This window comes from Pseudomonas sp. LS_2, from assembly GCF_042709235.1.
Lineage (GTDB): Bacteria > Pseudomonadota > Gammaproteobacteria > Pseudomonadales > Pseudomonadaceae > Aquipseudomonas.
This window is the reverse complement of sequence record NZ_JAVAYC010000002.1, coordinates 206,307-232,083: the sequence shown is the minus strand read 5'-3', so window position 1 is coordinate 232,083 and position 25,777 is coordinate 206,307. Positions and strand designations below refer to the sequence as shown.

Genomic DNA, 25,777 nt, shown 5'->3' with positions numbered 1-25,777 from the left:
GAGTTCGAACTCAGACTCTAGCGGCACCTGTTTCCCTGGCAGCGCTAAAGCCTGTCCCCTCTACATCCAAGGAACAGGCTGGGTGCAACATCAACGGCGAGGCAGGAACTGGAGAGGGTCGACGGGTTTGCCCTGGCGGCGAATCTCGAAATGCAGCTTCACCCGATCAGTGCCCGTGGACCCCATTTCTGCGATCGTCTGCCCTGCCTTGACCTGCTGCCCCTCCCGAACCATGAGCCTGCGGTTGTGACCGTAGGCGCTGACGTAGGTATCGCTGTGCTTGATAATGACCAACTCGCCGTAGCCCCGCAAGCCACTCCCGGCGTAAACCACTGCACCATCAGAAGCTGCAAAAACAGGCTGTCCCAAATCACCGGCGATATCAATGCCTTTATTCAAACTACCGTTTGAAGCGAATTTTCCAATCAGCACACCGTTTGCAGGCCAGGTCCAACCGCCCGCCGAGCGCTCCGCAGCGGGCACCTGGGCGCCCACCGGTGGTGGGCTGGCAGGTGGTGGCGGGGCGGAGTTGCCAGAACCGGCGGGCGGCGCGGTGGTGGTAACCGGGCGCCGGGTCACGGTGGTACGACTGGATGAGGATGGGCTGGAAGACACCACCGTGGTGCTGCCGGCTGCGCCACTGCTGAAGCGGATGGGCTGCCCCGGGCGAATGGTATAGGGCGCCGGAATATTGTTGCGCGCCGCCAGCTCCTTGTAGTCCCAGCCGTAGCGGAATGCGATGGAGAACAGGGTATCGCCGGGCTTGACGACGTATTGCCCCGAGGTCACGGCGGCTCGCTTGGGGGGGGCGGTGTTATTGCGGTCGACCACCCGCGCACCGCTGGAACCGGTGCTGGAGCAGCCCACCAGCAAGGTCCCCATGGCCAACGCAATCGCCAGAAGCTTGAAGCCCGATAGATCCTTGCGCTGTCGACTGACTGTGTGACCCACCCGCGCTCCCCTCATGGTGCAGAAATCAAATGTGACGAATTGCAATAATGTTTCAACTATAACCGAGCACAAACCTGGCTGCCCGGTCAGGTGCCAGCGGATAACGGCACTCCGCCAGATAGACAGGCGCCTGCCCGAAGAATTCGTTGCCGCCGCAAATATTCCAAGGACTTCAGGCCAGCGGACCATTGAGCAAGGGTACGAAACGCACATTCCCCAGGACGCGCCTGGAGAAGCCATGTTCCTCACGCACGATGAGCATCAGTTGCTGCGACTCTCCAGCCGCCCCCACCGGAATCACCAGGCGCCCACCGGGGGCCAACTGGTCCAGCAGGGCCTGGGGCACCTCCGGTGCAACCGCCGTGACGATGATCGCGTTGTAGGGCGCCAGCGCCGGCCACCCTTCGCAACCATCGCCCCAACGAAACACCACGTTACGCAGGTTCAGTTCGACCAGGCGCTCCTTGGCCCGGTCCTGCAGCACCTTGATGCGCTCGACCGAGAACACCCGCTCAACCAGCTGCGCAAGAATGGCGGTTTGGTAACCGGAACCGGTACCGATCTCCAGGACCTTGTCCAGCGGGCCGGCCTCAAGTAGCAGTTCGCTCATATGCGCGACCATGAACGGCTGGGAAATGGTCTGGTTGTGCCCGATGGGCAGCGCAGTGTCTTCATAGGCCCGATGGGCCAGCGCCTCATCGACGAACAGATGACGCGGCGTGCGGCGAATGGCCTCGAGCACCTTGGCGTTCGACACCCCTTCCTCATAGAGCCGCTGGATCAGTCGCTCCCGAGTGCGCTGGGAGGTCATGCCAATACCGCCGCGCCGCTGCAGATCGTCCTTTTCACGCATCAGAGCACGTCCTCCAGCCAGCCGTCGAAGCGCTCGAAGGCATCGTTGAAGGTACGGTCCAGCTGCAATGGCGTGATCGAGACGTAGCCTTGCATCACGGCGTGGAAATCGGTACCGGGCCCGCCATCCTCGGCATCGCCGACCACCGCGATCCAGTAGCCTTCCTTGCCCCGCGGGTTGACAACCTTGGTGGGCGCTGCGGCACGGGCGCGATGCCCCAGGCGGGTGAGGCGAATGCCACGAATGTGCTCCAGCGGCAGGTTAGGGATGTTGACGTTGAGAACAGTACGCGGCGGCAGCTCCAGGCGCGCCTGCGCCTCTACAAGGCGGCGGGCGATGTGCGCGGCGGCAGGCAGGTTGTCGGGCTGGCGCGAAATCAAGGAAAACGCCAGCGACGTGCTCCCTAGGAAACGCCCCTCCAGCGCAGCGGCAACCGTACCGGAATAAAGCACGTCATCCCCCAGGTTGGCACCCAGGTTGATGCCCGAAACCACCCTGTCGGGGGTATGCGGCAACAGGCCATTGATGCCCAGGTGCACGCAGTCGGTCGGCGTTCCGTTGAGGCTGATGAAGCCATTGGCCAACGTGTGCGGCGTCAATGGCCGGTCCAGCGTCAGTGAACTGCCGGCACCGCTCTTGTCTTGGTCCGGGGCGATCACCGTGCACTCGGCATAGTCGGCCAGCGCTGCATGCAGCGCGGCAAGACCGGGTGCGGTAACACCATCGTCATTGGAAATCAGAATACGCATGGGCTGTCCGTCTGCCCTGCCGGCACCAGATCGACAAGCTCGCGCACCACCACGGTGGCGAAGCATCCGGCCGGAAGGACGAATTCCAGTTGCAGAATATCAGGCTCGGGATAATGCCATGTCAGACGCCCAATAGGGAGCCGCAAGATGCGTCGTTCGTGACTCATGCCCGCCTTGGCCAGCCAACGGCACAGCGCAACGTGGCCTTCGGCGACCGCGGTTTCCAGCGCGGCGGTGACGCCATTGCTAGGCGTAGCGCCCTCACCCCACATCGGGCCGGTCGGATGCAAGTCCAGAATGGCCAGGCGAGGATCGGCACACTCCTGCTCGCCAGCCGCGAAGAAACTACGACTGTCGGTGAACGCCAACAGGTCACCGACCTGGGCCTGATTCCAGCTGCCATCGCCAACTCGTGCGGCCAGCACTTGGTTGAACAGGTAGCTGCGCGCGGCCGACAGCAGCCGCGAACGCACATTGCGCTGCTCGGGCAAAGCATCGCGGCCCGCCCAGTCGAGTGCGTCGTGGACGTTGCCACCGCCGTGGCCGAAGCGTTGGGCACCAAAGTAGTTCGGTACGCCAGAAACCTTGAGCTGCTCCAGGCGCGCGTCCAGGGCCTTGTGATCGGCCGCAAGGCCTGTCAGGCGCAAGGTGAAGCCATTGGCCGAATGGGCGCCACGCTGCAGCTTGCGCTGGTGGCGTACCTGCTTGAGCACCCGCAGGCTGGCATCTTCGGCGCGGGCAAGGTCTGGGTCGGCCTTGCCGGGCAGGTGCAGGCTGAACCACTGCCGAGTCAGGGCCTGGCGGTCCTTGAGCCCTGCGTAGCTGATCGCCCGCAGCGGCACACCGGCAGCACGCGCCAGGCGGCGGGCGGCTTCCTCAGTGTTCAGGTCACGTTTTTCCACCCACAGCCACAGGTGCTCGCCTTGGCCGGACAGCGGAATGTCCAGCACTTCGTCGACCTGGAAGTCCTCGGCGACGGCCTTGAGCACCGCAGTGCCCAGGGCTTGCCCACTGGCGCGCGGCCCGAGCAGTTCGTTCTCGGTCATGCGGGCAGTAACAGGGCAACGGCATGCACGGCGATCCCCTCCTCGCGGCCGGTGAAACCGAGCTTCTCTTCGGTGGTGGCCTTGACGTTGACCTGGTCGAGTTCGACGCGCAGATCCGCGGCGATGTACTGGCGCATGGTTTCGATGTGCGGTGCCATCTTCGGCGCCTGGGCGACGATGGTGGCGTCGACGTTACCGACCTTCCAACCCTTGCCCTGGACCACATCCAGCACATGGCGCAGCAGCACGCGGCTGTCGGCGCCCTTGAACTGCGGGTCGGTGTCGGGGAAGTGCTTGCCGATGTCACCCAACGCCGCGGCGCCGAGCAGGGCATCACTGATGGCATGCAGCAGCACGTCGCCGTCGGAATGGGCCAGCAGGCCATACTTGTGAGGGATGCGAACCCCTCCCAGGGTAATGAAATCACCGTCGCAGAAACGGTGCACATCGTAGCCGTGGCCAATACGCATAGAAAAACGCCCTGATGAAGTCAGGGCGTGATTCTACCTGCTTTGCCCGAGCTTGGGCGCCTTTTGGGCCTGCTACACCCGGCCTAGCGCCAGCGCATGGTGGCGCAGGTGCTCATCGATGAAACTGGCGATGAAATAGTAGCTGTGGTCGTAGCCTGGCTGCAGGCGCAGGCTCAGCCCATGGCCCCCTTTGCGCGCGGCTTGCTCCAGGGCTTCGGGCTTGAGCTGCTTTTCGAGGAAGTCGTCACGGTCGCCCTGGTCCACCAGCAGTGGCGGGCACTGGCCAGCAGGGGTTGCCGCCAGCAGCACGCTGGCATCCCACTCGCGCCAGGTCGCCCGGTCATCCCCCAGGTAGCGGGAGAAGGCCTTCTCGCCCCAGGGGCAATCCATGGGGTTGCTGATGGGCGAGAACGCCGACACCGACCGATAGCGCCCTGGATTGCGCAAGGCGCATACCAGCGCACCGTGCCCGCCCATCGAGTGACCGCTGATGCTGCGCAACTCGCTGGCCGGGAAATGCGCCTCGATCAACCCAGGCAACTCCTGGACCACATAGTCGTGCATGCGGTAGTGCCGTGCCCAAGGCTCTTGGGTGGCATTGACATAGAACCCGGCGCCGAGGCCGAAATCCCAGGCGCCGTCCGGGTCGCCCGGAACCTGCTCGCCACGCGGGCTGGTGTCGGGCGCGACGATGATCAGGCCCAGCTCGGCGGCCAGGCGCTGGGCGCCGGCCTTCTGCATGAAGTTCTCGTCGGTGCAGGTCAAACCGCTGAGCCAGTACAGCACCGGCAGTTTCTCGCCCTGCTCGGCCTGTGGTGGCAGGTACACGGCAAACACCATGTCGCAGCCCAGCACCTTGGAGTGGTGCCGGTAACGCTTGTGCCAGCCGCCGAAGCTCTTCTGGCAGGAGATGTTTTCCAGGCTCATGGCTGACCTCAGAAGTGAATCACGCTGCGGATGCTCTTGCCTTCGTGCATCAGGTCGAAGGCTTTGTTGATGTCTTCAAGGCCCATGGTGTGGGTGATGAAGGTATCCAGCGGGATCTCGCCCTTTTCCGACATTTCCACGTAGCTCGGCAGCTCGCTGCGGCCACGCACGCCACCGAACGCCGAACCGCGCCAGACACGGCCGGTCACCAGCTGGAACGGACGGGTAGCGATTTCCTGGCCGGCACCGGCCACGCCGATGATCACCGACTCGCCCCAACCTTTGTGGCAGCACTCCAGCGCGGCGCGCATCAGTTGTACATTGCCGATGCATTCGAAGGAGAAGTCGACGCCGCCGTCGGTGAGGTCGACGATCACTTCCTGGATCGGGCGATCGTATTCCTTGGGGTTGATGCAATCGGTGGCGCCCAGTTGGCGGGCGATCTCGAACTTGGCCGGGTTGATGTCGATGGCGATGATGCGTGAAGCCTTGGCCTTGACCGCACCGATCACCGCCGACAAGCCGATGCCGCCCAGGCCGAAGATCGCCACGGTGTCACCCGCCTTGACCTTGGCGGTGTTGAGCACCGCGCCGATACCTGTGGTAACGCCGCAACCGAGCAGGCAGACCTTCTCCAGCGGCGCTTCCTTCTGGATCTTGGCCACGGAGATTTCCGGCAGCACGGTGTATTCGGAGAAGGTCGAGGTGCCCATGTAGTGGAACAGCTGCTGGCCTTTGTAGGAGAAGCGCGTGGTGCCATCAGGCATCAGGCCCTTGCCCTGGGTGGCTCGGATGGCCTGGCACAGGTTGGTCTTGCCCGAGCGGCAGAATTTGCACTGGCCGCATTCGGGGGTGTACAGCGGGATAACGTGGTCGCCGACGGCCACCGAAGTGACGCCCTCGCCCACCGCCTCGACGATCGCTCCACCTTCGTGGCCAAGGATGGACGGGAAGATGCCCTCGGGATCGGCGCCGGACAAGGTGTAGGCGTCGGTGTGGCACACACCGCTGGCGACGACGCGCAGCAACACTTCGCCGGCCTTGGGCATGGCGACGTCGACTTCGACGATTTCCAGGGGTTTCTTGGCCTCGAAGGCTACGGCAGCGCGGGACTTGATCATCACGGGTCTCCAGACAGATTGGCGATTCAGTCTGGCAGTGTAATTCAAGCTTTTTTGATGAATAATCCGAGCCAGGACAAAACATTATTGCCATGCAGGGATAATCAATGAGCAGCCGCTGGGAAGGCATCGATGAGTTCGTTGCCGTGGCCGAGGCAGGTCAGTTCACCGCCGCCGCCGAACGCCTGGGGGTTTCCTCCTCGCATATCAGCCGCCAGATCGCCCGGCTGGAAGAGCGTCTGCAAACCCGTTTGCTGTATCGCAGTACCCGGCGGGTAACCCTGAGCGAGGCCGGGCAGACCTTTCTGCAACACTGCCAGCGCCTGCAAGATGGGCGCGAGGAAGCGTTGCGCGCCATGGGCGACTTGGCCAGCGAGCCCAAGGGCCTGCTGCGCATGACTTGCGCGGTGGCCTATGGGGAGCGCTTCATCGTGCCTTTGGTGACCCGCTTCATGGGCCTGTACCCGCAGTTGCGGGTGGATGTGGAACTGACCAACCGCACCCTGGACCTACTCCACGAAGGCATGGACCTGGCGATTCGCCTGGGCCGCCTGCAGGATTCCCGTCTGGTGGCCGCACGCCTGGCACCGCGACGCATGTACCTGTGTGCGTCGCCGGGCTATCTGGAGCGCTATGGGCGTCCGCACAGCCTGTCGGAACTGGCGCGGCACAATTGCCTGGTCGGCAGTTCCGACCTCTGGGCCTTGCAGCAGGACGGGCGGGAGATCAGCCAGCGGATACAGGGCAACTGGCGCTGCAACAGCGGGCAGGCGGTGCTGGATGCGGCATTACAGGGGATAGGGTTGTGCCAACTGCCGGACTACTACGTACTGGAGCACCTGCGCAGTGGCGCGCTGGTGTCGCTGCTGGAAGCTCATCAGCCGCCAAATACCGCAGTGTGGGCGCTGTATCCGCAGCAGAGGCATTTGTCGCCGAAGGTGCGCCGGTTGGTAAATTACCTGAAGGAGGGGTTGGCGCAGTTGCCAGAGTACCAGGCCGTGTGATGCTTCGCAGGCAAGCCCGCTTCTACAGCGTTGCGCCACCTGAAAGGAGCGGGCTTGCCCACGAAGAGGCCGACAAAAGCGACAGTGACCTTCAGCGTCGCGCCGCCCAACGCTGGCGCAACCACTCCAGGTCTTCCGGCCGGGTAACCTTGATATTGTCGCTGCGCCCTTCGATCAGGCGCGGCGATAGCCCAGTCCATTCGATCGCCGAGGACTCATCGGTCACGGCCACGTCAGACACCAGGCACTCGGCCAAAGCACGGTGCAACAGCCCCAGGCGGAACATCTGCGGGGTATAGGCCTGCCATACCGTACTGCGGTCGACCGTGGCGCTGACCCGGCCCTGGGCATCGGCACGCTTGAGCGTATCGCGCGCGGGCACGGCCAACAGCCCGCCCACCGGGTCGCCGGCCAGTTCGCCCAACAGCTTGTCCAGATCACTGCGCGCCAGGTTCGGCCTCGCGGCATCGTGCACCAGCACCCAGTCGCTGTCCGCAGCGCCCTGGGCGTGCAGCAGCAACAGTGCATTGAGCACCGAATCGGCCCGCTCGCGCCCGCCGGCCGCACGCTGGATGCGCGAATCGCTGGCGCAACGCAGGCCAGGCCAGTAAGGGTCGTCGGCAGCAATGCTGACCACCACGCCCTTGAGCGCGGGATGGTCGAGGAAACAGTCGAGGCTATGCTCGAGAATCGTCCGCCCACCAAGCTCCAGGTACTGCTTTGGTCGGTCGGCGGCCATGCGGGCACCAATACCCGCGGCAGGAACAACGGCCCAAAAGGCCGGCAAGGGTTGGGTCATTTTTGCGGCAACTGGTAGAGGGTCTCGCCCTCCTTGACCATCCCCAGTTCGTGGCGAGCCCGCTCTTCGACGGTCTCCATGCCCTTTTTCAACTCCAGGACCTCGGCATCGAGCACGCGGTTACGTTCCAGCAGGCGCTCGTTTTCCGCGTGCTGGTCGGCGATCTGCTGCTTGAGTTCGGCCACGTGCGCGAGGCTGCCATTACCGACCCACAGGCGGTATTGCAGGCCACCGAGCAACAGGAGCAGGACGAGAAACAACCAATAGGGACTGCGCATCAAGATATCCAGGGTTGAAAGACCGCGACACACAGGCCTCGGATAGCACGAAGCCTGGCCAAGGCCAGGCTTCGTCGACAGAAACCCGCAGCAAGCGCCTGAGCTCCTAGAAGAAAGGCTCAGGCTGCCTCGGCTGCTGTCTTTTTACCATCTCTTGCTCAGCCGCGAAACTCGGCACGGCCACGGTAGACCGCCTTGGCACCCAGTTGCTCTTCGATACGCAGCAACTGGTTGTACTTCGAAACGCGGTCGGAACGGCACAGCGAGCCGGTCTTGATCTGGCCGGCAGCGGTACCGACGGCCAAGTCGGCGATGGTCGAGTCCTCGGTTTCGCCGGAGCGGTGCGAGATGACTGCGGTGTAACCGGCGGCCTTGGCCATCTGGATGGCTTCCAGGGTTTCGGTCAGCGAGCCGATCTGGTTGAACTTGATCAGGATCGAGTTGCCGATGCCCTTCTCGATGCCTTCCTTGAGGATCTTGGTGTTGGTCACGAACAGGTCGTCGCCGACCAGCTGCACCTTGGCGCCGATCTTGTCGGTGAGGATCTTCCAGCCAGCCCAGTCGGACTCGTCCAGGCCGTCTTCGATCGAGATGATCGGGAAGCGCTCGGTCAGACCTTTGAGGTACTCAGCGAAGCCTTCAGCGTCGAACGACTTGCCTTCGCCGGACAGGTTGTACTTGCCGTTCTCGTAGAATTCCGAAGCCGCGCAGTCCAGGGCCAGCGTCACGTCGGTGCCCAGCTTGTAGCCGGCTTTTTCGACAGCTTCGGCGATGGCGGCCAGGGCGTCTTCGTTGGACGCCAGGTTAGGGGCGAAGCCACCTTCGTCACCCACGGCAGTGTTCAGGCCACGGGCCTTCAGTACAGCCTTGAGGTGATGGAAGATCTCGGTGCCCATGCGCAGGCCGTCGGAGAAGGTCTTGGCGCCGACCGGCTGAACCATGAACTCCTGGATATCGACGTTGTTGTCGGCGTGCTCGCCGCCGTTGATGATGTTCATCATCGGAACCGGCATGGAGTACTGGCCCGGGGTGCCGTTGAGGTTGGCGATGTGGGCGTACAGCGGCAGATCCTGGTCCTGGGCGGCGGCCTTGGCAGCAGCCAGGGACACCGCCAGGATGGCGTTGGCGCCCAGCTTGGCTTTGTTCTCGGTGCCGTCCAGTTCGATCATGGCGCGGTCCAGGGCCTTCTGATCGGAAGGGTCCTTGCCCAGCAGCAGGTCGCGGATCGGGCCATTGATGTTGGCCACGGCCTTCAGCACGCCCTTGCCCAGGTAGCGGCTCTTGTCGCCATCTCGCAGCTCCAGCGCCTCGCGCGAGCCGGTGGAAGCACCCGACGGCGCGCAGGCGCTGCCGATGATGCCGTTGTCGAGCAGTACATCGGCTTCCACGGTGGGGTTGCCACGGGAGTCGAGAACTTCACGACCTTTGATGTCGACGATCTTTGCCATTGTTGTAAGCACTCCAGAATTGACGAAAACAACGCAGCTTTGGGAATTGTTGCCGTTCACCAGGGGACATGGCACGGGCAGACCTGGCGAAGGGAGCCCCTGACCGATAGGTCAGGGGTTGGAACGGACGGTACTTTACCCGAGAAATGCGCTTTACGCGGTTTCTACCGTCGGAAAACTTTTCACCAGGTCGTCCAATTGCTTGAGCTGGGCCAGGAACGGCTCGAGCTTGTCCAGGCGCAGGGCGCACGGGCCATCGCACTTGGCGTTGTCCGGGTCCGGGTGGGCTTCGAGGAACAGCCCGGCCAGGCCCTGGCTCATGCCGGCCTTGGCCAGGTCGGTGACCTGGGCACGGCGCCCGCCTGCGGAATCGGCACGGCCACCCGGGGTTTGCAGCGAATGGGTCACATCGAAGAACACCGGGTACTCGAACTGCTTCATGATGCCGAAGCCGAGCATGTCCACGACCAGGTTGTTGTAGCCGAAGCTCGAACCGCGCTCGCAGAGAATCAGTTGGTCGTTACCGGCTTCCACGCACTTGGCGAGAATGTGCTTCATCTCGTGCGGCGCGAGGAACTGGGCTTTCTTGATGTTGATCACCGCGCCGGTCTTGGCCATGGCCACCACCAGGTCGGTCTGGCGCGAGAGGAAGGCCGGCAACTGGATGATGTCGCAGACCTTGGCCACCGGCTCGCACTGGTACGGCTCGTGCACGTCGGTGATGACCGGCACGTTGAAGGTGCGCTTGATCTCCTCGAAGATCTTCAGCCCCTCTTCCATGCCCGGACCACGGTAGGAGGTCACCGACGAACGGTTGGCTTTGTCGAAGCTGGCCTTGAACACGTAGGGGATACCGAGCTTCTCGGTAACCCGCACGTACGCTTCGCAGACCTTCAGGGCCAGGTCACGGGACTCCAGCACGTTCATGCCGCCAAACAGGACGAACGGCTTGTCGTTGGCGATCTCGATGTTACCGACGCGAATGATCTTCTGGGTCATGGGCTCAGGCCTTGTTCTTCTGCGCCAGGGCCGCCTTGACGAAGCCGCTGAACAGCGGGTGGCCGTCACGCGGGGTCGAGGTGAACTCGGGGTGGAATTGGCAGGCGACGAACCATGGGTGGTCCTTGGACTCGACCACTTCCACCAGCGCGCCGTCCTCGGAACGACCGGAAACCACCAGGCCCGCGTCGATCAGTTGCGGCAGCAGGTTATTGTTCACCTCATAACGATGACGGTGACGCTCGGTGATCACATCGCTGCCATAGCAGTCATGCACCTTGGAGCCGGCCGCCAGCTGGCAGTCCTGGGCGCCCAGGCGCATGGTGCCGCCCAGGTCGGAGGCTTCGGTACGGGTTTCGACGGCGCCGGTAGCATCGGACCACTCGGTGATCAGGCCGACCACCGGGTGGCCACTGTTGCGGTCGAACTCGGTGGAGTTGGCGTCGCTCCAGCCCATCACGTTACGGGCGAACTCGATCACCGCGACCTGCATGCCGAGGCAGATGCCCAGATACGGCACCTTGTTCTCACGGGCGAACTGCACGGCCTTGATCTTGCCTTCCACGCCACGCAGGCCGAAACCGCCCGGCACCAGGATGGCGTCGGCGCCCTCGAGCAGGCCGGTACCCTGGTTCTCGATGTCTTCGGAATCGATGTAGCGCAGGTTGACCTTGGTGCGGTTGGTGATGCCGGCGTGGCTCATCGCTTCGATCAGCGACTTGTACGCATCCAGCAGCTCCATGTACTTGCCGACCATGGCGATGGTCACTTCATGCTCGGGGTTGAGCTTGGCATCGACGACCTTGTCCCATTCGGACAGGTCGGCGCCGTTGCACTGCAGGCCAAAGCGCTCGACGACGAAGTCATCCAGGCCCTGGGCGTGCAGCACGCCGGGAATCTTGTAGATGGTGTCGACGTCTTCCAGGGAAATCACCGCACGCTCCTCGACGTTGGTGAACAGCGCGATCTTGCGGCGCGAGGAGGCGTCGACCGGGTGGTCGGAGCGGCAGATCAGCACGTCTGGTTGCAGGCCGATGGAACGCAGTTCCTTGACCGAGTGCTGGGTCGGCTTGGTCTTGGTCTCGCCAGCGGTGGCGATGTACGGGACCAGGGTCAGGTGCATCAGCATGGCGCGCTTGGAGCCCACTTCGACACGCAGCTGGCGGATCGCTTCCAGGAACGGTTGCGACTCGATGTCACCCACGGTACCGCCGATTTCCACCAGGGCCACGTCGGCATCGCCGGCACCCTTGATGATGCGGCGCTTGATCTCGTCGGTGATGTGCGGGATGACCTGGATGGTCGCACCCAGGTAGTCACCACGGCGCTCCTTGCGCAGCACGTGCTCGTAGATACGACCGGTGGTGAAGTTGTTGTTCTGGGTCATGGTGGTGCGGATGAACCGCTCGTAGTGGCCCAGGTCGAGGTCGGTCTCGGCGCCGTCGTGGGTGACGAATACTTCACCGTGCTGGAACGGGCTCATGGTGCCCGGGTCGACGTTGATGTACGGGTCCAGCTTGAGCATGGTGACCTTGAGCCCCCGCGCTTCCAGGATGGCCGCCAGGGAAGCCGAGGCAATGCCTTTCCCCAATGAAGAAACAACACCGCCCGTGACGAATATGTAGCGCGTCATGAAAAACCCTAGAAGTCTGCGTTAAGGCGGCCAGCGCCGCCGGAGAAAGCGAAGGAAGGCCGAAGCCCCCGATCACCTGCGTCAATCACAGTGCATCTCGAAAAACTGCCGCGTCTGTACAGACCGGGGTTGTCCCGGCATGGAGCTCGCTCGTCATTTTAAGATTCAGCCCAGCAAAAAACTGCTTGGTAATCGGCAACTCCCGTGTTTTCGAGGAACCCACAGAAGCTGTATCAAGAAGGGAGGGTAGTCTACCGGAATGTCCCCTTCACCTCAAACCTTGCACGTTCGTCGGCGGCTGCCACTGCAGCTGGCAACGCCCCTGTCCAGACATTGGCAGGTTCGCCACCGCCAGTATGCAGGTGCCCTGATACAGCAGTGGCAGGCGCTGGCGCAGGAAATGCGGCACCTGGTGCTCGTTGAGCAGACGCTTGAGATCACGGTGGCCGCGGCCCGGAATGTCCAGTACTTCCCCGCCCTGGCGATAGGCGATTCGCAGGCCAGGCCCCGGAATGTCGCCCACAGGCCGCACGCTACCGTTGCCCGGCAGGGCGAGCATCTGCTTCGGGTCTGGCCAAGGCACCTCGCCCAGCGGCACTTGCAGCCAATCGCCGCTCAACCACCACAGCCGCCCCTGGCTGCGCTGCAGCTCGCCATCGGTCAAGCGCCAGATAGGCCGAGCATCGGCCGCGGCATCGCGCAGGGTTTCCCAGCCAGCCCAGTGGCGGCTGTCGGGTAGGCGGGTACGACTGCTCAGCCAGAACTGCAAGGCGTTGCGCTGGCGTGCTGGCGAAAGCGCCGCCAGCACCTCCATGTCCAGCGAGTCCAGGCATTGCCAAGGCGCTGCGGCTCCGGGGCTTGCGGCAGCGATGTCGGAGGCGGCGAGCTCATCCAGAAGCGCCAGTGCCTCGCCCAGGTGCGTGGTACTGCGCGCCAGGCTCTGGCTGGCTTGCGGCCACCGCTGGCGCAGCAGCGGGAACACTTCGCAACGCAGGAAATTGCGGGCGAAGGTGCTATCGGTGTTGGACGGGTCTTCGATCCATTTCAGCCCTGCGGCCTGAGCATATTGCTGCAGGTGGTCGCGCGGCTTATCAAGCAAGGGCCTGACCAGCCTCCCCCGCCCCAGCGGCCGGGATGCAGGCATGGCCGCCAGGCCACGCAGGCCGGCGCCGCGTAGCAGGCGAAACAGCAGGGTCTCGGCCTGGTCTTCGCGGTGCTGGCCGGTGAACAGCAGTTCGCCGGGGCCGAGAAGCTCAGTGAAGGCTTGATAGCGGGCATTGCGGGCAGCTTGCTCGAGGCTGGCGGCAGAATCGACCTGGACGTGGATCACGCGCAGTTCGACCCCTAGTGCATCACAGACCTCCCGGCAATGTGCGGGCCAAGCATCGGCGGCAGCTTGCAGACCGTGGTGGATATGCACGGCACGCAGCGGCGGCGCGTCAGGGTGACGAGCATGGTCGGCGAGCAGGTGCAGCAGGACGGTGGAATCGAGGCCGCCGGAGTAGGCGACGCACCAGGCGGGGGCATTGAGCCAGGGGGTAAGATCAAGCACCTGGGCCTCCTAGCGTGTAAGAGCGCCGCGGCCGCTACGCACTCCATTCGCGGGCAAGCCCGCCCCTACAGGTACAGCGCTATTGTTCAACAGCGCAAACCTGTAGGGGCGGGCTTGCCCGCGAATGGGCCGCGACGCGGCCCCGGATCCATCAGACGCCGTAGCTCATCAGGCGATCGTAACGGCGCTTGAGCAGCGTGTCGTTGTCGAGCTTGCCAAGCATGTCCAACTGTTCGATCAGGTCGCCACGGATGCTTGCCGACATTTTCGCCGGGTCGCGGTGCGCGCCACCCAGCGGCTCGCCAATAACCTTGTCGACGATGTTCAGGCTCTTCAAGCGCTCGGCGGTCACACCCATGGCCTCGGCGGCATCGGCGGCGCGATCGGCGGTTTTCCACAGGATCGAGGCGCAACCTTCCGGCGAGATCACCGAATAGGTGGAGTACTGCAGCATGTTCAGCTGGTCGCAAACGCCGATGGCCAGCGCACCGCCGGAACCGCCCTCACCGATCACGGTAGCGATGATCGGGGTCTTCAGGCGCGCCATCACGCGCAGGTTCCAGGCGATGGCCTCGCTCTGGTTGCGCTCTTCGGCGTCGATGCCTGGGTAGGCGCCCGGGGTGTCGATGAAGGTCAGGATCGGCATCTTGAAGCGCTCGGCCATCTCCATCAGGCGGCAGGCCTTGCGGTAGCCTTCCGGACGCGGCATGCCGAAGTTGCGGCGCACTTTCTCGCGTACCTCACGGCCCTTCTGGTGGCCGATGACCATCACCGGCTTGCCGTCCAGGCGCGCAGTACCGCCCACGATCGCAGCGTCGTCGGAGAAATGACGGTCGCCGTGCAGCTCTTCGAACTCGGTGAAGATGTGGTCGATGTAGTCCAGGGTATAGGGACGACGCGGGTGACGCGCCAGGCGGGCGATCTGCCAGCTGGTCAGGTTGCCGAAGATGCTTTCGGTCAGGGTGCTGCTTTTTTCTTGCAGACGGGCAATTTCATCGCTGATGTTCAGCGAGTTGTCGTTACCGACCAGGCGCAGCTCTTCGATCTTGGCTTGCAGGTCGGCAATCGGCTGTTCGAAATCGAGGAAATTCGGGTTCATAGGCATCCGTCTAGGGTCTACGGCCAGGCGGCCGGCCGGTTGATCCGTTTGGCGCCATACCTTAAGGGAGTGGCGCGTTCAGGTCGAGATTAAATTCGTCGCTTCAACGATATTGCAGGAAGACGTTCTCACGCCCGAACTGGTCACGCAGCGCTTGAATCAGGCCGTCGGCAGGGTCGATGGCCCACTGGTCGCCGAACTGCAACATGGCCTTGGCATCGCTGCCGGTGTATTCCAGCGTAATCGGGCAAGCGCCACGGTGACGAGTGATCAACTCGCCCAGCCAGGCCAGGCGGTCACCCTTGAGCGCATCGTGGGCGACCTTCAGGCGCAGGCTCTCGGCCAGCTTGGTGCGCGCATCCTCCATGGTCATCACCTGCTTGACCCGCAGGCGCAGGCCACCGGAGAAGTCATCGTTGCTCACCTCCCCCTCCACCACCACCATGGCGTCGGTTTGCAACAGGGCCTGGGCGGCCATGAAGGCATCGGCGAACAGCGAGGCCTCGATGCGCCCGGAGCGGTCATCGAGGGTGACGAAGCCCATCTTGTCGCCCTTCTTGTTCTTCATTACCCGCAAGGCAATGATCATGCCGGCCACGGTCTGGGTTTCACGCGACGGTTTGAGGTCGATGATGCGCTGGCGGGCGAAACGGCGGATCTCGGTCTCATACTCGTCGATCGGGTGACCGGTCAGGTACAGGCCAAGGGTGTCCTTCTCGCCCTTGAGGCGCTCCTTGAGCGTCAGCTCGCGCACTTTGTGGTGGTTGGCGTAGACGTCCGAATCTTCCTCGATGAACAGCCCACCGAACAGGTCGACGTGGCCGCTGTCGGCAGTACGTGCGGTCTGTTCAGCGGCCTTGATGGCCTCCTCCAGCGCCGACAGGAGAACCGCCCGGTTGCGGTCGATATTGGCGTGGTAGGCCTTGATCTCGTCGTGGAAGTGCGGCCCGAGGCGGTCCAGGGCGCCGCTGCGGATCAGCGCATCGAGGGTGCGCTTGTTGATGCGTTTGAGATCGACGCGCTCACAGAAGTCGAACAGGTCCTTGAACGGCCCGCCCTCGGCACGTGCCTCGACGATCGCCTCTACCGGCCCCTCGCCCACGCCTTTGATCGCCCCCAGGCCATAGACGATACGGCCGTCATCATTGACCGTGAACTTGAAGTCGGAGCTGTTTACATCCGGCGCGTCCAGGCGCAGCTTCATGCTGCGCACTTCCTCGATCAGCACCACCACCTTGTCGGTGTTGTGCATGTCCGCCGAGAGCACCGCCGCCATGAACGGCGCTGGGTGGTGGGTCTTCAGCCAGGCGGTCTGGTACGACACCAGGCCATAGGCGGCAGAGTGCGACTTGTTAAAGCCGTAGCCCGCGAACTTCTCCACCAGGTCGAAGATGTTGCCCGCAAGATCAGCATCGATCCCGTTGCTGGCGCAACCTTCGATGAAGCCGCCGCGCTGCTTGGCCATCTCCTCGGGCTTTTTCTTACCCATGGCCCGGCGCAGCATGTCCGCGCCACCCAGGGTGTAGCCGGCCATCACCTGGGCGATCTGCATGACCTGTTCCTGGTACAGGATGATGCCGTAGGTCGGCGCCAGTACCGGTTTCAGTCCGTCGTACTGGTAGTCCGGGTGCGGGTAGGCCAGCTCGGCGCGGCCGTGCTTGCGGTTGATGAAGTCGTCCACCATGCCCGATTGCAGCGGGCCAGGACGGAACAGTGCCACCAGTGCGATGAGGTCTTCCAGGCAGTCGGGCTTGAGCTTCTTGATCAGCTCCTTCATGCCGCGGGATTCGAGCTGGAACACCGCCGTGGTTTCGGCTTTCTGCAGCAGCTCGTAGGTTTTCTTGTCATCCAGCGGGATGAAGTCGATGTTGACGTCCGGCAGGTTCTTCTTGGCCTGCTCGCGGTTGATCGTCTCCATCGCCCACTTGATGATGGTCAAGGTACGCAGGCCGAGGAAGTCGAATTTCACCAGGCCCGCCGCCTCGACATCGTCCTTGTCGAACTGGGTCACCAGGCCGCCGCCCTCTTCGTCACAGGCAATCGGTGAGAAGTCGGTGAGTTTGGTCGGCGCGATCACCACGCCACCGGCGTGCTTACCGGTACCCCGGGTAACGCCTTCGAGCTTCAGGGCCATGTCCCAGATCTCGCGGGCATCCTCGTCGCCCTTGAGGAAGTCGCGGAGCATTTCTTCCTGCTCGTAGGCCTTCTCCAGGGTCATGCCCACTTCGAACGGAATCATCTTCGACAGGCGGTCGGCCAGGCCGTAGGACTTGCCCTGCACCCGCGCCACGTCGCGCACCACGGCCTTGGCGGCCATGGTGCCGAAAGTGATGATCTGGCTGACCGCGTTGCGCCCGTAGGCGTCGGCGACGTATTCGATGACCCGGTCGCGGCCGTCCATGCAGAAGTCGACGTCGAAGTCGGGCATGGAAACCCGTTCAGGGTTGAGGAAACGCTCGAACAGCAGGTCGTAGGCCAGCGGGTCGAGGTCGGTGATCTTCAGCACGTACGCCACCAGCGAGCCGGCACCCGAACCCCGGCCTGGGCCTACCGGCACGCCGTTGTTCTTGGCCCATTTGATGAAGTCCATAACGATCAGGAAGTAACCGGGGAAGCCCATCTGGATGATGATGTCCAGCTCGAACTTCAGGCGGTCAAGGTAGACCTGGCGCTTCTCTTCGTAGTTGGGCGTGGTGTCCTTCGGCCAGAGCACCGCCAGACGCTCCTCAAGGCCTTCGTGGGAAACGTGGCGCAGGTAGTCGTCGATGCCCATGCCGTTGGGCGTGGGGAAATCAGGCAGAAAGTGCTTGCCCAACTGCACGGTGATGTTGCAGCGCTTGGCGATTTCCACGGTGTTGGCGATGGCATCGGGCAGGTCGCTGAACAGCTCGGCCATTTCCTCCGCGCTCTTGAGGTACTGCTGGTCGCTGTACAGGCGTGGGCGCCGTGGGTCGTCGAGGGTCCAGCCCTCGCCGATGCACACGCGGGTTTCGTGGGCGTCGAAATCGGACTGCTTGATGAAGCGCACGTCGTTGGTCGCCACCAGCGGCGCACCGACCTTGTCCGCCACGGCCACGGCGGCATGCACGTATTCCTCGTCACCGGCGCGATTTGTGCGTTGCAGCTCGACGTAGAAGCGTCCGGGAAGGATCTGCATCCAATCGCGCAGCAGCGTCTCGGCTTCGTCGGCCTTGCCCGCCAGCAAGGCCATGCCGATATCGCCCTCGCGGCCTGCGGACAAGCCGATCAGGCCCTCGCTGGCCGGTGCGATCCACTCACGCTGGATGACCACCAGGCCATTGCGCTGGCCATCGGTCCAGCCGCGTGAAATCAGCTCGGTGAGGTTGCGGTAGCCCTGAGGATTCATGGCCAGGAAGCAGATACGCGACAGTGGCGCCTCCGGGTCGGCACCGGCCAGCCACAGGTCGGCGCCACAGATCGGCTTGATCCCTGCGCCCATGGCGGTCTTGTAGAACTTCACCAACGAGCACATGTTGCTCTGGTCGGTGATCGCCACCGCCGGCATGTTCATCCCGGCCAGGGCTTTGGCCAGCGGCTTGATCCGCACCAGGCCATCGACCAGCGAGAATTCGGAATGCACGCGAAGGTGAATGAAGGAAACCGACATGGAAGGTCCTGTAGCAGTGCTTAACGACAAGGGCGGGATTGTAGCTTAAATGCGCAATGGGTTTGCGGCCGCCTCGTGGGCAAGCCCACTCCTACAGGAACGAAGTTGTAGTTGTAGGAGCGGGCGTGCCCGCGAAGGGGCGGCATTGTTCAGATGAGCGAACTGAAAGACCCCTCGCGGGCCTCATAGGCGGCGCGCACCGGCGCGAAGGAGCGGCGGTGGATGGGCGTCGGCCCCAAGCGGGCCAAGGCTTCGAGATGAACAGGGGTCGGGTAGCCCTTGTGCCCGCCAATGCCATAACCGGGGTAGATCAACTCGAAGGCGCTCATCTCGCGGTCGCGGGTGACCTTGGCCAGGATCGAGGCGGCAGCGATAGCCGGCACCTGGGCGTCGCCCTGCACCACCGGTGCTGCCGGAACGGCCAGTTGCGGGCAGCGGTTGCCGTCGATCAGTGCCAGCTTCGGCGTCACGCTCAGACCCTCGACTGCGCGCTGCATGGCCAGCATGGTGGCCTGCAGGATGTTGAGCCGGTCGATTTCCTCTACTTCTGCGCGGGCGATGCAGAAGCTCAGGGCTTTTTCACAGATCTCGTCGAACAGCGCCTCGCGCTTGGCTTCGGTGAGTTTCTTCGAGTCGTTCAGGCCGAGGATCGGCCGCTGCGGATCGAGGATCACCGCTGCGGTGACCACCGCCCCGCACAGCGGGCCACGGCCAACTTCGTCGACACCGGCGACCAGGTCCTCTACAAGGTTGAAATCCAGTCCCATCTGCATGTCATCGGTCCTTCAGCAAGGCCAGCACCGCGTCGGCGGCCTGGTTCGACGCGTCGCGGCGCAGGGTGCGGTGAATCTGGTCGAAATGCTCGGTCTGCTCGCTGCCATCGGCCACCAGCGGCGCCAATGTGCGGGCGAGGGCCTCGGGAGTAGCGGCGTCCTGCAGCAGCTCGGGCACCAGGACGCGCTGGGCCAGCAGGTTCGGCAGCGACACGTAGGGGCTCTTGACCATGCGCTTGAGGATCCAGTACGTCAGCCCCGCCAGGCGGTAGGCAACCACCATGGGGCGCTTGTACAGCAATGCTTCCAGGGTGGCGGTACCGGAGGCGATGAGCACCGCGTCGCAGGCAGCCAAGGCCTGGTGCGACTGGCCGTCGAGCAGCGTCAATGGCAGGTCGCGCCCTTGCAGCATCTGCTCCAGCTGGGCACGTCGAGTGGGGTTGGCACAGGGGGAGACGAAGCGCACACCCGGCACCAACTCGCGCAAGCGCTGGGCGGCATCGAGGAACAGTTCACCCAGGCGCCCTACTTCGCCACCGCGACTGCCAGGCATGAGCGCGACCAGCGGTCCATCGCCCAAGCCCAATGCTGCGCGTGCGGCCTGGCGGTCGGCATCCAGGGGAATGGTATCTGCCAGCGGGTGGCCGACGAAGCGCACCGGCACGCCCTTTTCTTCGTAGAACCTGGCCTCGAAGGGCAGCAAGGTCAACATCAGGTCGCAGCCTTCGCGAATCTTCAGCACCCGCTTCTGGCGCCATGCCCACACCGACGGGCTGACGTAATGCACGGTCTTGATGCCGGCCTGACGTAGTTTCAGCTCGATGTTGAGGGTGAAATCCGGCGCATCGATGCCGATGAACACATCGGGCCGCTCGGCGATCAGGGTCTGGATCAGCTCCTTGCGGCGCTTGAGCAGCTCGCGCAGGCGGCCCAGTACCTCGACCAGGCCCATCACCGCCAGGCGCTCCATGGGGAAATAGGACTGAAGGCCTTCGGCTTCCATCAGCGGGCCACCGACACCGATGAAGCGAACATCCGGGTGACGCGCCTTGAGCGCACGCATCAGGCCGGAACCCAGGATATCGCCGCTGGCCTCACCTGCCACCAGCGCTACACAAAGCTGGGCCATGTCAGCGGGTGATGCCGCGGGCGGAATTCAGGATCGATTGACGGAACAGCTCGACCTCGGCGTGATCCGTAGCCAGCTCGTCCAGTCGCTTCAGTGCATCCTCGGTACTCAGGCCCTGACGGTAGACGATCTTGTAGGCGCTGCGCAGGGCGTGGATCACCTGGTCGCTGAAACCACGACGGCGCATGCCCTCGAAGTTCATGCTGCGCGCCTCGGCCGGGCTGCCGAACACAGTGACGAAGGCTGGAACGTCCTTGCCGATTGCCGTGCCCATGCCGGAGAAGGCGTGGGCGCCAATGTGGCAATACTGGTGCACCAGGGTGTAGCCCGACAGGATCGCCCAGTCGCCGACGTGGACATGCCCGGCGAGCGCCGTGTTGTTGACCAGGATGCAATGGTTGCCGATCACGCTGTCGTGGCCGATGTGGGCATAGGCCATGATCAGGTTGTGGTCGCCCAGTGTGGTTTCGGAGCGGTCCTGGACGGTGCCCCGGTGAATCGTCACGCCTTCGCGAATCACGTTGTGATCGCCAATCACCAGGCGTGTAGGCTCGCCCTTGTACTTGAGGTCAGGGGTGTCTTCGCCGATGGAGCTGAACTGGTAGATACGGTTGTGCTGGCCGATGCGTGTCGGCCCCTTGAGCACCACATGGGGACCGATGACGGTACCCTCCCCGATCTCCACATCGGGGCCTATGATCGACCAGGGGCCGACCTCGACGCCGTCGGCCAGCTTGGCCGAGGGGTCGATGATCGCCCGAGGATCAATCGAATTCATAGGGAGCGTTCCGCGCAGGTGATTTCTGCCGAGCAGACTGGCTTGCCGTCGACCAGAGCGCGGCACTCGAATTTCCAGATCATGCTCTTGCGGCTGAGGAACTTGGCCTCCAGTACAAGCTGGTCGCCCGGCAGTACCGGTTGACGGAAACGCAGCTTGTCGGAGCCAACGAAGTAGTACAGGGTGCCATCCGCAGGTTTCGCATCGAGCATCTTGAAACCAAGAATCCCGGCTGCCTGGGCCATCGCCTCGATGATCAGCACGCCAGGCATGATGGGGTGCGCGGGGAAGTGGCCATTGAAGAACGGCTCGTTGATGCTGACATTCTTGTAGGCACGAATGCTCTGGGCCTCGAAGTCCAGGTCCGTCACACGGTCCACCAACAGGAACGGGTAACGGTGAGGCAGGTATTCGCGAATCTCGTTGATGTCCATCATTTCGGGGGGAAGCCTGTAGTAAGAATAGGGAGCGCAGGTACTGACCGCACGCTCCTTTTGCAATCCAAAGAGGAGCCAGCTAGCGACTGTTCACTCTTGCTCAGGAAATGGTATCAGCCTTCTGATGTCGGCTGGCCACCTGAGGTCACGGTATCGACACGTTTTTCCAGTTGCTGAAGGCGCTTGGACATTTCATCCAACTGGCGGATCCGCGCGGCGCTCTTGCGCCACTCGGCCAAAGGCTGCATTGCCGTGCCTGAAGAATAACCACCCGGCTCGGTAATGGAGCGGGTCACCATGGTCATGCCAGAAACGAAAACGTTATCGCAGACATCGATGTGACCGACCATCCCAACACCACCGGCAATCATGCAGTGCTTGCCGATACGCGTACTGCCGGAGATACCGACACAGGCCGCCATGGCCGTGTGGTCGCCGACCTGCACGTTGTGGGCGATCTGGATCTGGTTATCCAGTTTCACGCCGTTGCCGATGCGTGTATCCGAAAGTGCACCACGGTCCACTGCGGTGTTGACGCCGATCTCGACATCGTCACCGAGGGTCACGCCACCGATCTGCGCGATCTTGTTCCACACACCCTTTTCGTTGGCGAAACCGAAGCCTTCGCCGCCGATCACCGCACCGGACTGGATGACCACACGCTTGCCGATGGTCACATCGTGATACAGCGTGACCCGCGGGGCCAGCCAGCCACCCTCGCCAACCACGCTGCGAGCGCCGATGAAGCAATGCGCACCAACGGTGACATTGGCACCAATACGCGCACCGCTCTCAATCACTACGAACGGGCCGATGCTGGCGCTCGCATCCACCACGGCATCGTCCGCCACCACGGCGCTGGGATGAATTCCCGCCACAGCCTTGGGTTTGGGGTCGAACAGGTGGGAAATACGAGCGTAGGCCAGGTAGGGGTCGGCCACGACCAGGGCGTTACCGGGGAAACCTTCTGCATCCTCGGCCTTGAGCAGTACGGCAGCAGCCTGGGAGTCATCCAGGTACTTGCGATACTGCTTGTTGGCCAGGAAGCTCAACTGCCCCGGGCCTGCTTCCTGCAAGGTCGCAAGCCCGGTGATCTGCAGCGCCTCGGGGCCTTTGAGGGAGGCGCCGAGGGCTTCGGCCAACTGGCCGAGCGTCATCGTCAGGGTCATATCAACGCGCTTGGTTCATGCGCTCGATGACCTGGCGGGTGATGTCGTACTGAGGCTTGACATCGATGACCGCGCCACGCTCGAGTACCAGGTCGAAGCCGCCCTTCTTGATGACTTCCTCGACAGCGCCATCCAGTTTGGGCTTGAGGGTCTTGAGCATGTCACGGTCAGCAACGGCCTTGGCTTCGTTCAGCTCCTTGGACTGGAACTGGAAGTCGCGCGCCTTCTGCTTGAACTCCAGCTCCAGGCGCTCACGCTCCTGCTGCTGCATCTTGTCGCCGCCCTTGATCAGACGGTCCTGGATGCCCTTGGCGCTGCTTTCCAGGGTCTTCAGCTTGGTCAGCTGCGGGCCGAACTTCTTCTCGGCATCGACCGCGTAGGCCTTGGCCGCGTCGGACTCGAGCAGTGCCATCTGGTAGTTCAGAACGGCGATCTTCATGTCGGCGAAAGCCGGGGTGGCGACCAGCGCCGCGGCCAATACGGCCAGTTGAGTCAACTTACGCACGATGCACTCCTGGATAAACCGTTGTCGTTAAGCAAGGGCCGACCTCAGAAGGTCTGGCCCAGAGAGAATTGGAACACCTGGGTATCGGCGTCGTCCGGCTTCTTGATCGGCATCGCCAGGCTGAAACTCAGCGGGCCGAGCGCAGTGATCCAGGTTACGCCGAGACCGACGGAGCTGGCCATGTCCGAGAAGCCGACCTTGGTGCAATCCGGTTTGGAGCCGCAGTTGGTGTCGAACACGTTACCCACGTCCCAGAATACCGAAGTACGCAGCGAGCGCTGGTCCTTGACGAACGGCAGCGGGAACAGCAGCTCTACACCGCCCTGGACGAGCACGTTACCACCGAACGGCAGCGGGTCCTGGTCCGGGTCGGCGATGGTGCCTGGGTTCGAACCATTACTCGGCGTACTGCGCGGGCCGAGGGTGCTGTCCTTGAAGCCACGCACCGAGTTGAAACCGCCGGCGTAGTAGTTCTCGTAGAACGGCAGGCCGGAGGTACCGCCGAAGCCATCACCGTAGCCCAGCTCGGTGTGCAGGCGCAGGGTGTATTCGTTGGTGATCGGCTTGAACAGCTGGGCGCGGTAGTCGAGCTTGTAGAACGACAGGTCGCTGCCTGGAATGGTGCTTTCCAGGGTCAGGCTCTGGGAGTGACCACGGGTTGCCAGCACGCCCTTGTTCAAGGTGGACTCGGACCAACCGATCGAGGCCTTGAAGTTGAGGAAGCTGTCGCCCTCCTCCTGGATGAACTTGAAGATCTCATCGACGGTGTAGCGGCCGGTCTTCAGGTCGTCCTGCTGCACGGTCAGGCCGTAGGTCAGGCGCGAGGTCTCGCTGATCGGGTAGCCCAGGCTGACGCCGGCACCCAGGCTGTCCACCGCATAGCTGGCCACGTCGACATCGAGGTCGTCGTAGTCGGTGCTGCGGTAGAAGGCGTTGTAGCCCAGGCTCACGCCGTCGGCAGTGAAGTAGGGGTCGACGAAACCGAAGTTGTAGCGGGTCTGGTACTCCGAACGGGTCAGGCCGATGGAGACGCGGTTACCGGTACCGAGGAAGTTGCTCTGGCTGATCGAGCCACCGAGGATCAGACCGGCGCTCTGGGCGAAACCGACGCTGGCGGTGATCGAGCCGGACGCCTGCTCTTCGACGGCGTAGTTGACGTCGACCTGGTCGTCGGTGCCCGGCACCGGTGGGGTCTCGACGTTCACTTCCTTGAAGAAGCCCAGGCGCTCCAGGCGGGTCTTGGATTGGTCGATCAGGTAGGTCGATGCCCAGCCACCTTCCATCTGGCGCATTTCGCGGCGCAGCACTTCGTCTTCGGTCTTGGTGTTGCCGCGATAGTTGATGCGGTTTACGTAGGCGCGCTTGCCCGGGTCGACGACGAACATGATGTCGACGGTGTGATCCTGGTCGTTTGGCTGAGGCACGCCATTGACGTTGGCGAAGGTGTAGCCCTCGTTACCCAGACGGCGGGTGATGAGATCGGAAGTGGTGGTCATCACCTTGCGCGAGAACACCTGGCCCGGCTGCACCAGCAGCAGCGACTGGACTTGGTCTTCCGGCACCTTGAGGTCGCCGGACAGCTTTACGTCACGGACGGTGTACTTCTCGCCCTCATTGACGTTGACGGTGATGTAGACGTGTTTCTTGTCTGGCGTGATGGACACCTGGGTGGAGGCGATGTCCATGTTGATGTAGCCGCGGTCCAGGTAGTAGGAACGCAGGCGCTCCAGGTCACCGGAGAGCTTCTCGCGGGCGTACTTGTCGTCGTTCTTGAAGAACGACAGCCAGTTGGTGGTTTTGAGCTCGAACAGCTGGGAAAGGTCTTCGTCGCTGAATACGGTGTTACCCACCACGTTGATGTGCTGGATCGCGGCGACGGTGCCTTCGTTGATGTTGATCTTCAGGCCGACCCGGTTGCGTGGCTGCGGTACCACTTCGGCTTCGACTTCAGCCGAGTAGCGACCCTGGGCCACATACTGGCGTTGCAGCTCGTTACGCACACCCTCGAGGGTAGCGCGCTGGAAGATCTCGCCTTCGGCCAGGCCCGACTGCTTGAGGCCTTTCATCAGGTCTTCGGTGCTGATCGCCTTGTTGCCCTCGATCTCGATGCTCGAAACCGACGGGCGCTCGACCACGTTGATGATCAGGACATTGCCATCACGGTCCAGCTGAATGTCTTGGAAGAAGCCGGTCTTGAACAGCGAGCGGGTGGACTCCACCAGGCGCCGGTCATCGACCTGGTCGCCAACGTTCAACGGCAACGCGCCGAACACGCTGCCAGCGGAAACCCGCTGCAGGCCGTTGACGCGGATATCGGAGATGGTGAAGGACTCGGCGTGAACTTCAGCGATCATCAGTGCGGAGAGGACCGCAGTTAGCAGCAGACGTTTCATGAAGTCCTTTTATTCCAACTGGCAATAAACAACCCG

General features: G+C 63.1%; 23 protein-coding genes. 1 reads left to right on the top strand and 22 read right to left on the bottom strand.

Annotation, left to right across the window (positions count from 1 at the left end; translation table 11 throughout):
• Positions 1-90: 90 nt before the first annotated feature.
• The 7 genes from RAC97_RS02825 to RAC97_RS02795 all read right to left on the bottom strand — a co-directional run bounded on the left by RAC97_RS02825 (position 91) and on the right by RAC97_RS02795 (position 6,117).
• Positions 91-951, bottom strand: coding sequence for a peptidoglycan DD-metalloendopeptidase family protein (locus tag RAC97_RS02825; RefSeq protein WP_375098339.1), 861 nt, complete (start codon positions 949-951; stop codon positions 91-93).
• 172 nt (positions 952-1,123) lie between these two features.
• Complete coding sequence (locus RAC97_RS02820; RefSeq protein ID WP_375098338.1) at positions 1,124-1,762, bottom strand: protein-L-isoaspartate(D-aspartate) O-methyltransferase; 639 nt, start codon at positions 1,760-1,762, stop codon at positions 1,124-1,126.
• Positions 1,763-1,803: 41 nt separating this feature from the next.
• Positions 1,804-2,553, bottom strand: a complete 750-nt coding sequence (surE, locus tag RAC97_RS02815) for a 5'/3'-nucleotidase SurE (protein ID WP_375098204.1) — start codon at positions 2,551-2,553, stop codon at positions 1,804-1,806.
• Positions 2,541-3,599, bottom strand: coding sequence for a tRNA pseudouridine(13) synthase TruD (gene truD / locus RAC97_RS02810; RefSeq protein WP_375098203.1), 1,059 nt, complete (start codon positions 3,597-3,599; stop codon positions 2,541-2,543). Before truD ends, surE begins: the two co-directional genes overlap by 13 nt.
• Positions 3,596-4,069 (bottom strand): 2-C-methyl-D-erythritol 2,4-cyclodiphosphate synthase, encoded by a 474-nt coding sequence (ispF, locus tag RAC97_RS02805; protein WP_375098202.1) that lies wholly within the window; start codon positions 4,067-4,069, stop codon positions 3,596-3,598. Before ispF ends, truD begins: the two co-directional genes overlap by 4 nt.
• Positions 4,070-4,141: 72 nt before the next feature.
• Positions 4,142-4,996, bottom strand: a complete 855-nt coding sequence (fghA, locus tag RAC97_RS02800) for an S-formylglutathione hydrolase (RefSeq protein WP_375098201.1) — start codon at positions 4,994-4,996, stop codon at positions 4,142-4,144.
• Positions 4,997-5,004: 8 nt separating this feature from the next.
• A complete protein-coding gene (locus RAC97_RS02795; RefSeq protein ID WP_375098200.1) occupies positions 5,005-6,117 on the bottom strand; it encodes an S-(hydroxymethyl)glutathione dehydrogenase/class III alcohol dehydrogenase in 1,113 nt (370 codons plus the stop codon).
• A 107-nt stretch (positions 6,118-6,224) separates the two neighbouring features.
• On the opposite strand from RAC97_RS02795, the gene RAC97_RS02790 reads away from it, so the two are divergent.
• Positions 6,225-7,121, top strand: coding sequence for a LysR substrate-binding domain-containing protein (locus RAC97_RS02790; protein WP_375098199.1), 897 nt, complete (start codon positions 6,225-6,227; stop codon positions 7,119-7,121).
• Positions 7,122-7,212: 91 nt separating this feature from the next.
• Here the strand turns inward: RAC97_RS02790 and ispD are convergent, their stop codons facing one another.
• From ispD to bamA, 15 genes are all read right to left on the bottom strand, one after another.
• Positions 7,213-7,920, bottom strand: a complete 708-nt coding sequence (ispD, locus tag RAC97_RS02785) for a 2-C-methyl-D-erythritol 4-phosphate cytidylyltransferase (RefSeq protein ID WP_375098198.1) — start codon at positions 7,918-7,920, stop codon at positions 7,213-7,215.
• The gene (gene ftsB, locus RAC97_RS02780; protein WP_375098197.1) at positions 7,917-8,198 is read right to left on the bottom strand and encodes a cell division protein FtsB; all 282 of its coding nucleotides are present in this window, start codon (positions 8,196-8,198) and stop codon (positions 7,917-7,919) included. Before ftsB ends, ispD begins: the two co-directional genes overlap by 4 nt.
• Before the next feature lie 158 nt (positions 8,199-8,356).
• Entirely contained in the window at positions 8,357-9,646 is a 1,290-nt protein-coding gene (eno, locus tag RAC97_RS02775; RefSeq protein WP_375098196.1) for a phosphopyruvate hydratase, read from the bottom strand.
• Positions 9,647-9,799: 153 nt separating this feature from the next.
• Complete coding sequence (kdsA, locus tag RAC97_RS02770) at positions 9,800-10,645, bottom strand: 3-deoxy-8-phosphooctulonate synthase (protein ID WP_375098195.1); 846 nt, start codon at positions 10,643-10,645, stop codon at positions 9,800-9,802.
• Positions 10,646-10,649: 4 nt separating this feature from the next.
• A complete protein-coding gene (locus tag RAC97_RS02765; RefSeq protein WP_375098194.1) occupies positions 10,650-12,278 on the bottom strand; it encodes a CTP synthase in 1,629 nt (542 codons plus the stop codon).
• A gap of 268 nt (positions 12,279-12,546) precedes the next feature.
• Positions 12,547-13,830 carry a tRNA lysidine(34) synthetase TilS gene (gene tilS / locus RAC97_RS02760; protein WP_375098193.1) on the bottom strand — a complete coding sequence of 428 codons (1,284 nt, stop codon included), beginning with the start codon at positions 13,828-13,830 and terminating at the stop codon, positions 12,547-12,549.
• A 151-nt stretch (positions 13,831-13,981) separates the two neighbouring features.
• Positions 13,982-14,929, bottom strand: coding sequence for an acetyl-CoA carboxylase carboxyltransferase subunit alpha (locus RAC97_RS02755; RefSeq protein ID WP_375098192.1), 948 nt, complete (start codon positions 14,927-14,929; stop codon positions 13,982-13,984).
• Between the two features lie 103 nt (positions 14,930-15,032).
• On the bottom strand, positions 15,033-18,557 hold the full coding sequence (gene dnaE / locus RAC97_RS02750) for a DNA polymerase III subunit alpha (RefSeq protein ID WP_375098191.1): 3,525 nt from the start codon (positions 18,555-18,557) through the stop codon (positions 15,033-15,035).
• Positions 18,558-18,706: 149 nt separating this feature from the next.
• Entirely contained in the window at positions 18,707-19,330 is a 624-nt protein-coding gene (gene rnhB / locus RAC97_RS02745) for a ribonuclease HII (protein ID WP_375098190.1), read from the bottom strand.
• A gap of 1 nt (position 19,331) precedes the next feature.
• Positions 19,332-20,459, bottom strand: a complete 1,128-nt coding sequence (lpxB, locus tag RAC97_RS02740) for a lipid-A-disaccharide synthase (protein ID WP_375098189.1) — start codon at positions 20,457-20,459, stop codon at positions 19,332-19,334.
• 1 nt (position 20,460) lies between these two features.
• Positions 20,461-21,237: an acyl-ACP--UDP-N-acetylglucosamine O-acyltransferase gene (gene lpxA, locus RAC97_RS02735; protein WP_375098188.1), complete on the bottom strand. Its 777-nt coding sequence runs from the start codon at positions 21,235-21,237 to the stop codon at positions 20,461-20,463.
• Positions 21,234-21,674, bottom strand: coding sequence for a 3-hydroxyacyl-ACP dehydratase FabZ (gene fabZ / locus RAC97_RS02730; RefSeq protein WP_003252314.1), 441 nt, complete (start codon positions 21,672-21,674; stop codon positions 21,234-21,236). Before fabZ ends, lpxA begins: the two co-directional genes overlap by 4 nt.
• 113 nt (positions 21,675-21,787) lie before the next feature.
• On the bottom strand, positions 21,788-22,843 hold the full coding sequence (gene lpxD / locus RAC97_RS02725) for a UDP-3-O-(3-hydroxymyristoyl)glucosamine N-acyltransferase (protein WP_375098187.1): 1,056 nt from the start codon (positions 22,841-22,843) through the stop codon (positions 21,788-21,790).
• Position 22,844: 1 nt separating this feature from the next.
• Positions 22,845-23,348: an OmpH family outer membrane protein gene (locus tag RAC97_RS02720; RefSeq protein WP_375098186.1), complete on the bottom strand. Its 504-nt coding sequence runs from the start codon at positions 23,346-23,348 to the stop codon at positions 22,845-22,847.
• A gap of 44 nt (positions 23,349-23,392) precedes the next feature.
• Positions 23,393-25,741 (bottom strand): outer membrane protein assembly factor BamA, encoded by a 2,349-nt coding sequence (gene bamA, locus RAC97_RS02715; RefSeq protein ID WP_375098185.1) that lies wholly within the window; start codon positions 25,739-25,741, stop codon positions 23,393-23,395.
• Between the last annotated feature and the right edge of the window lie 36 nt (positions 25,742-25,777).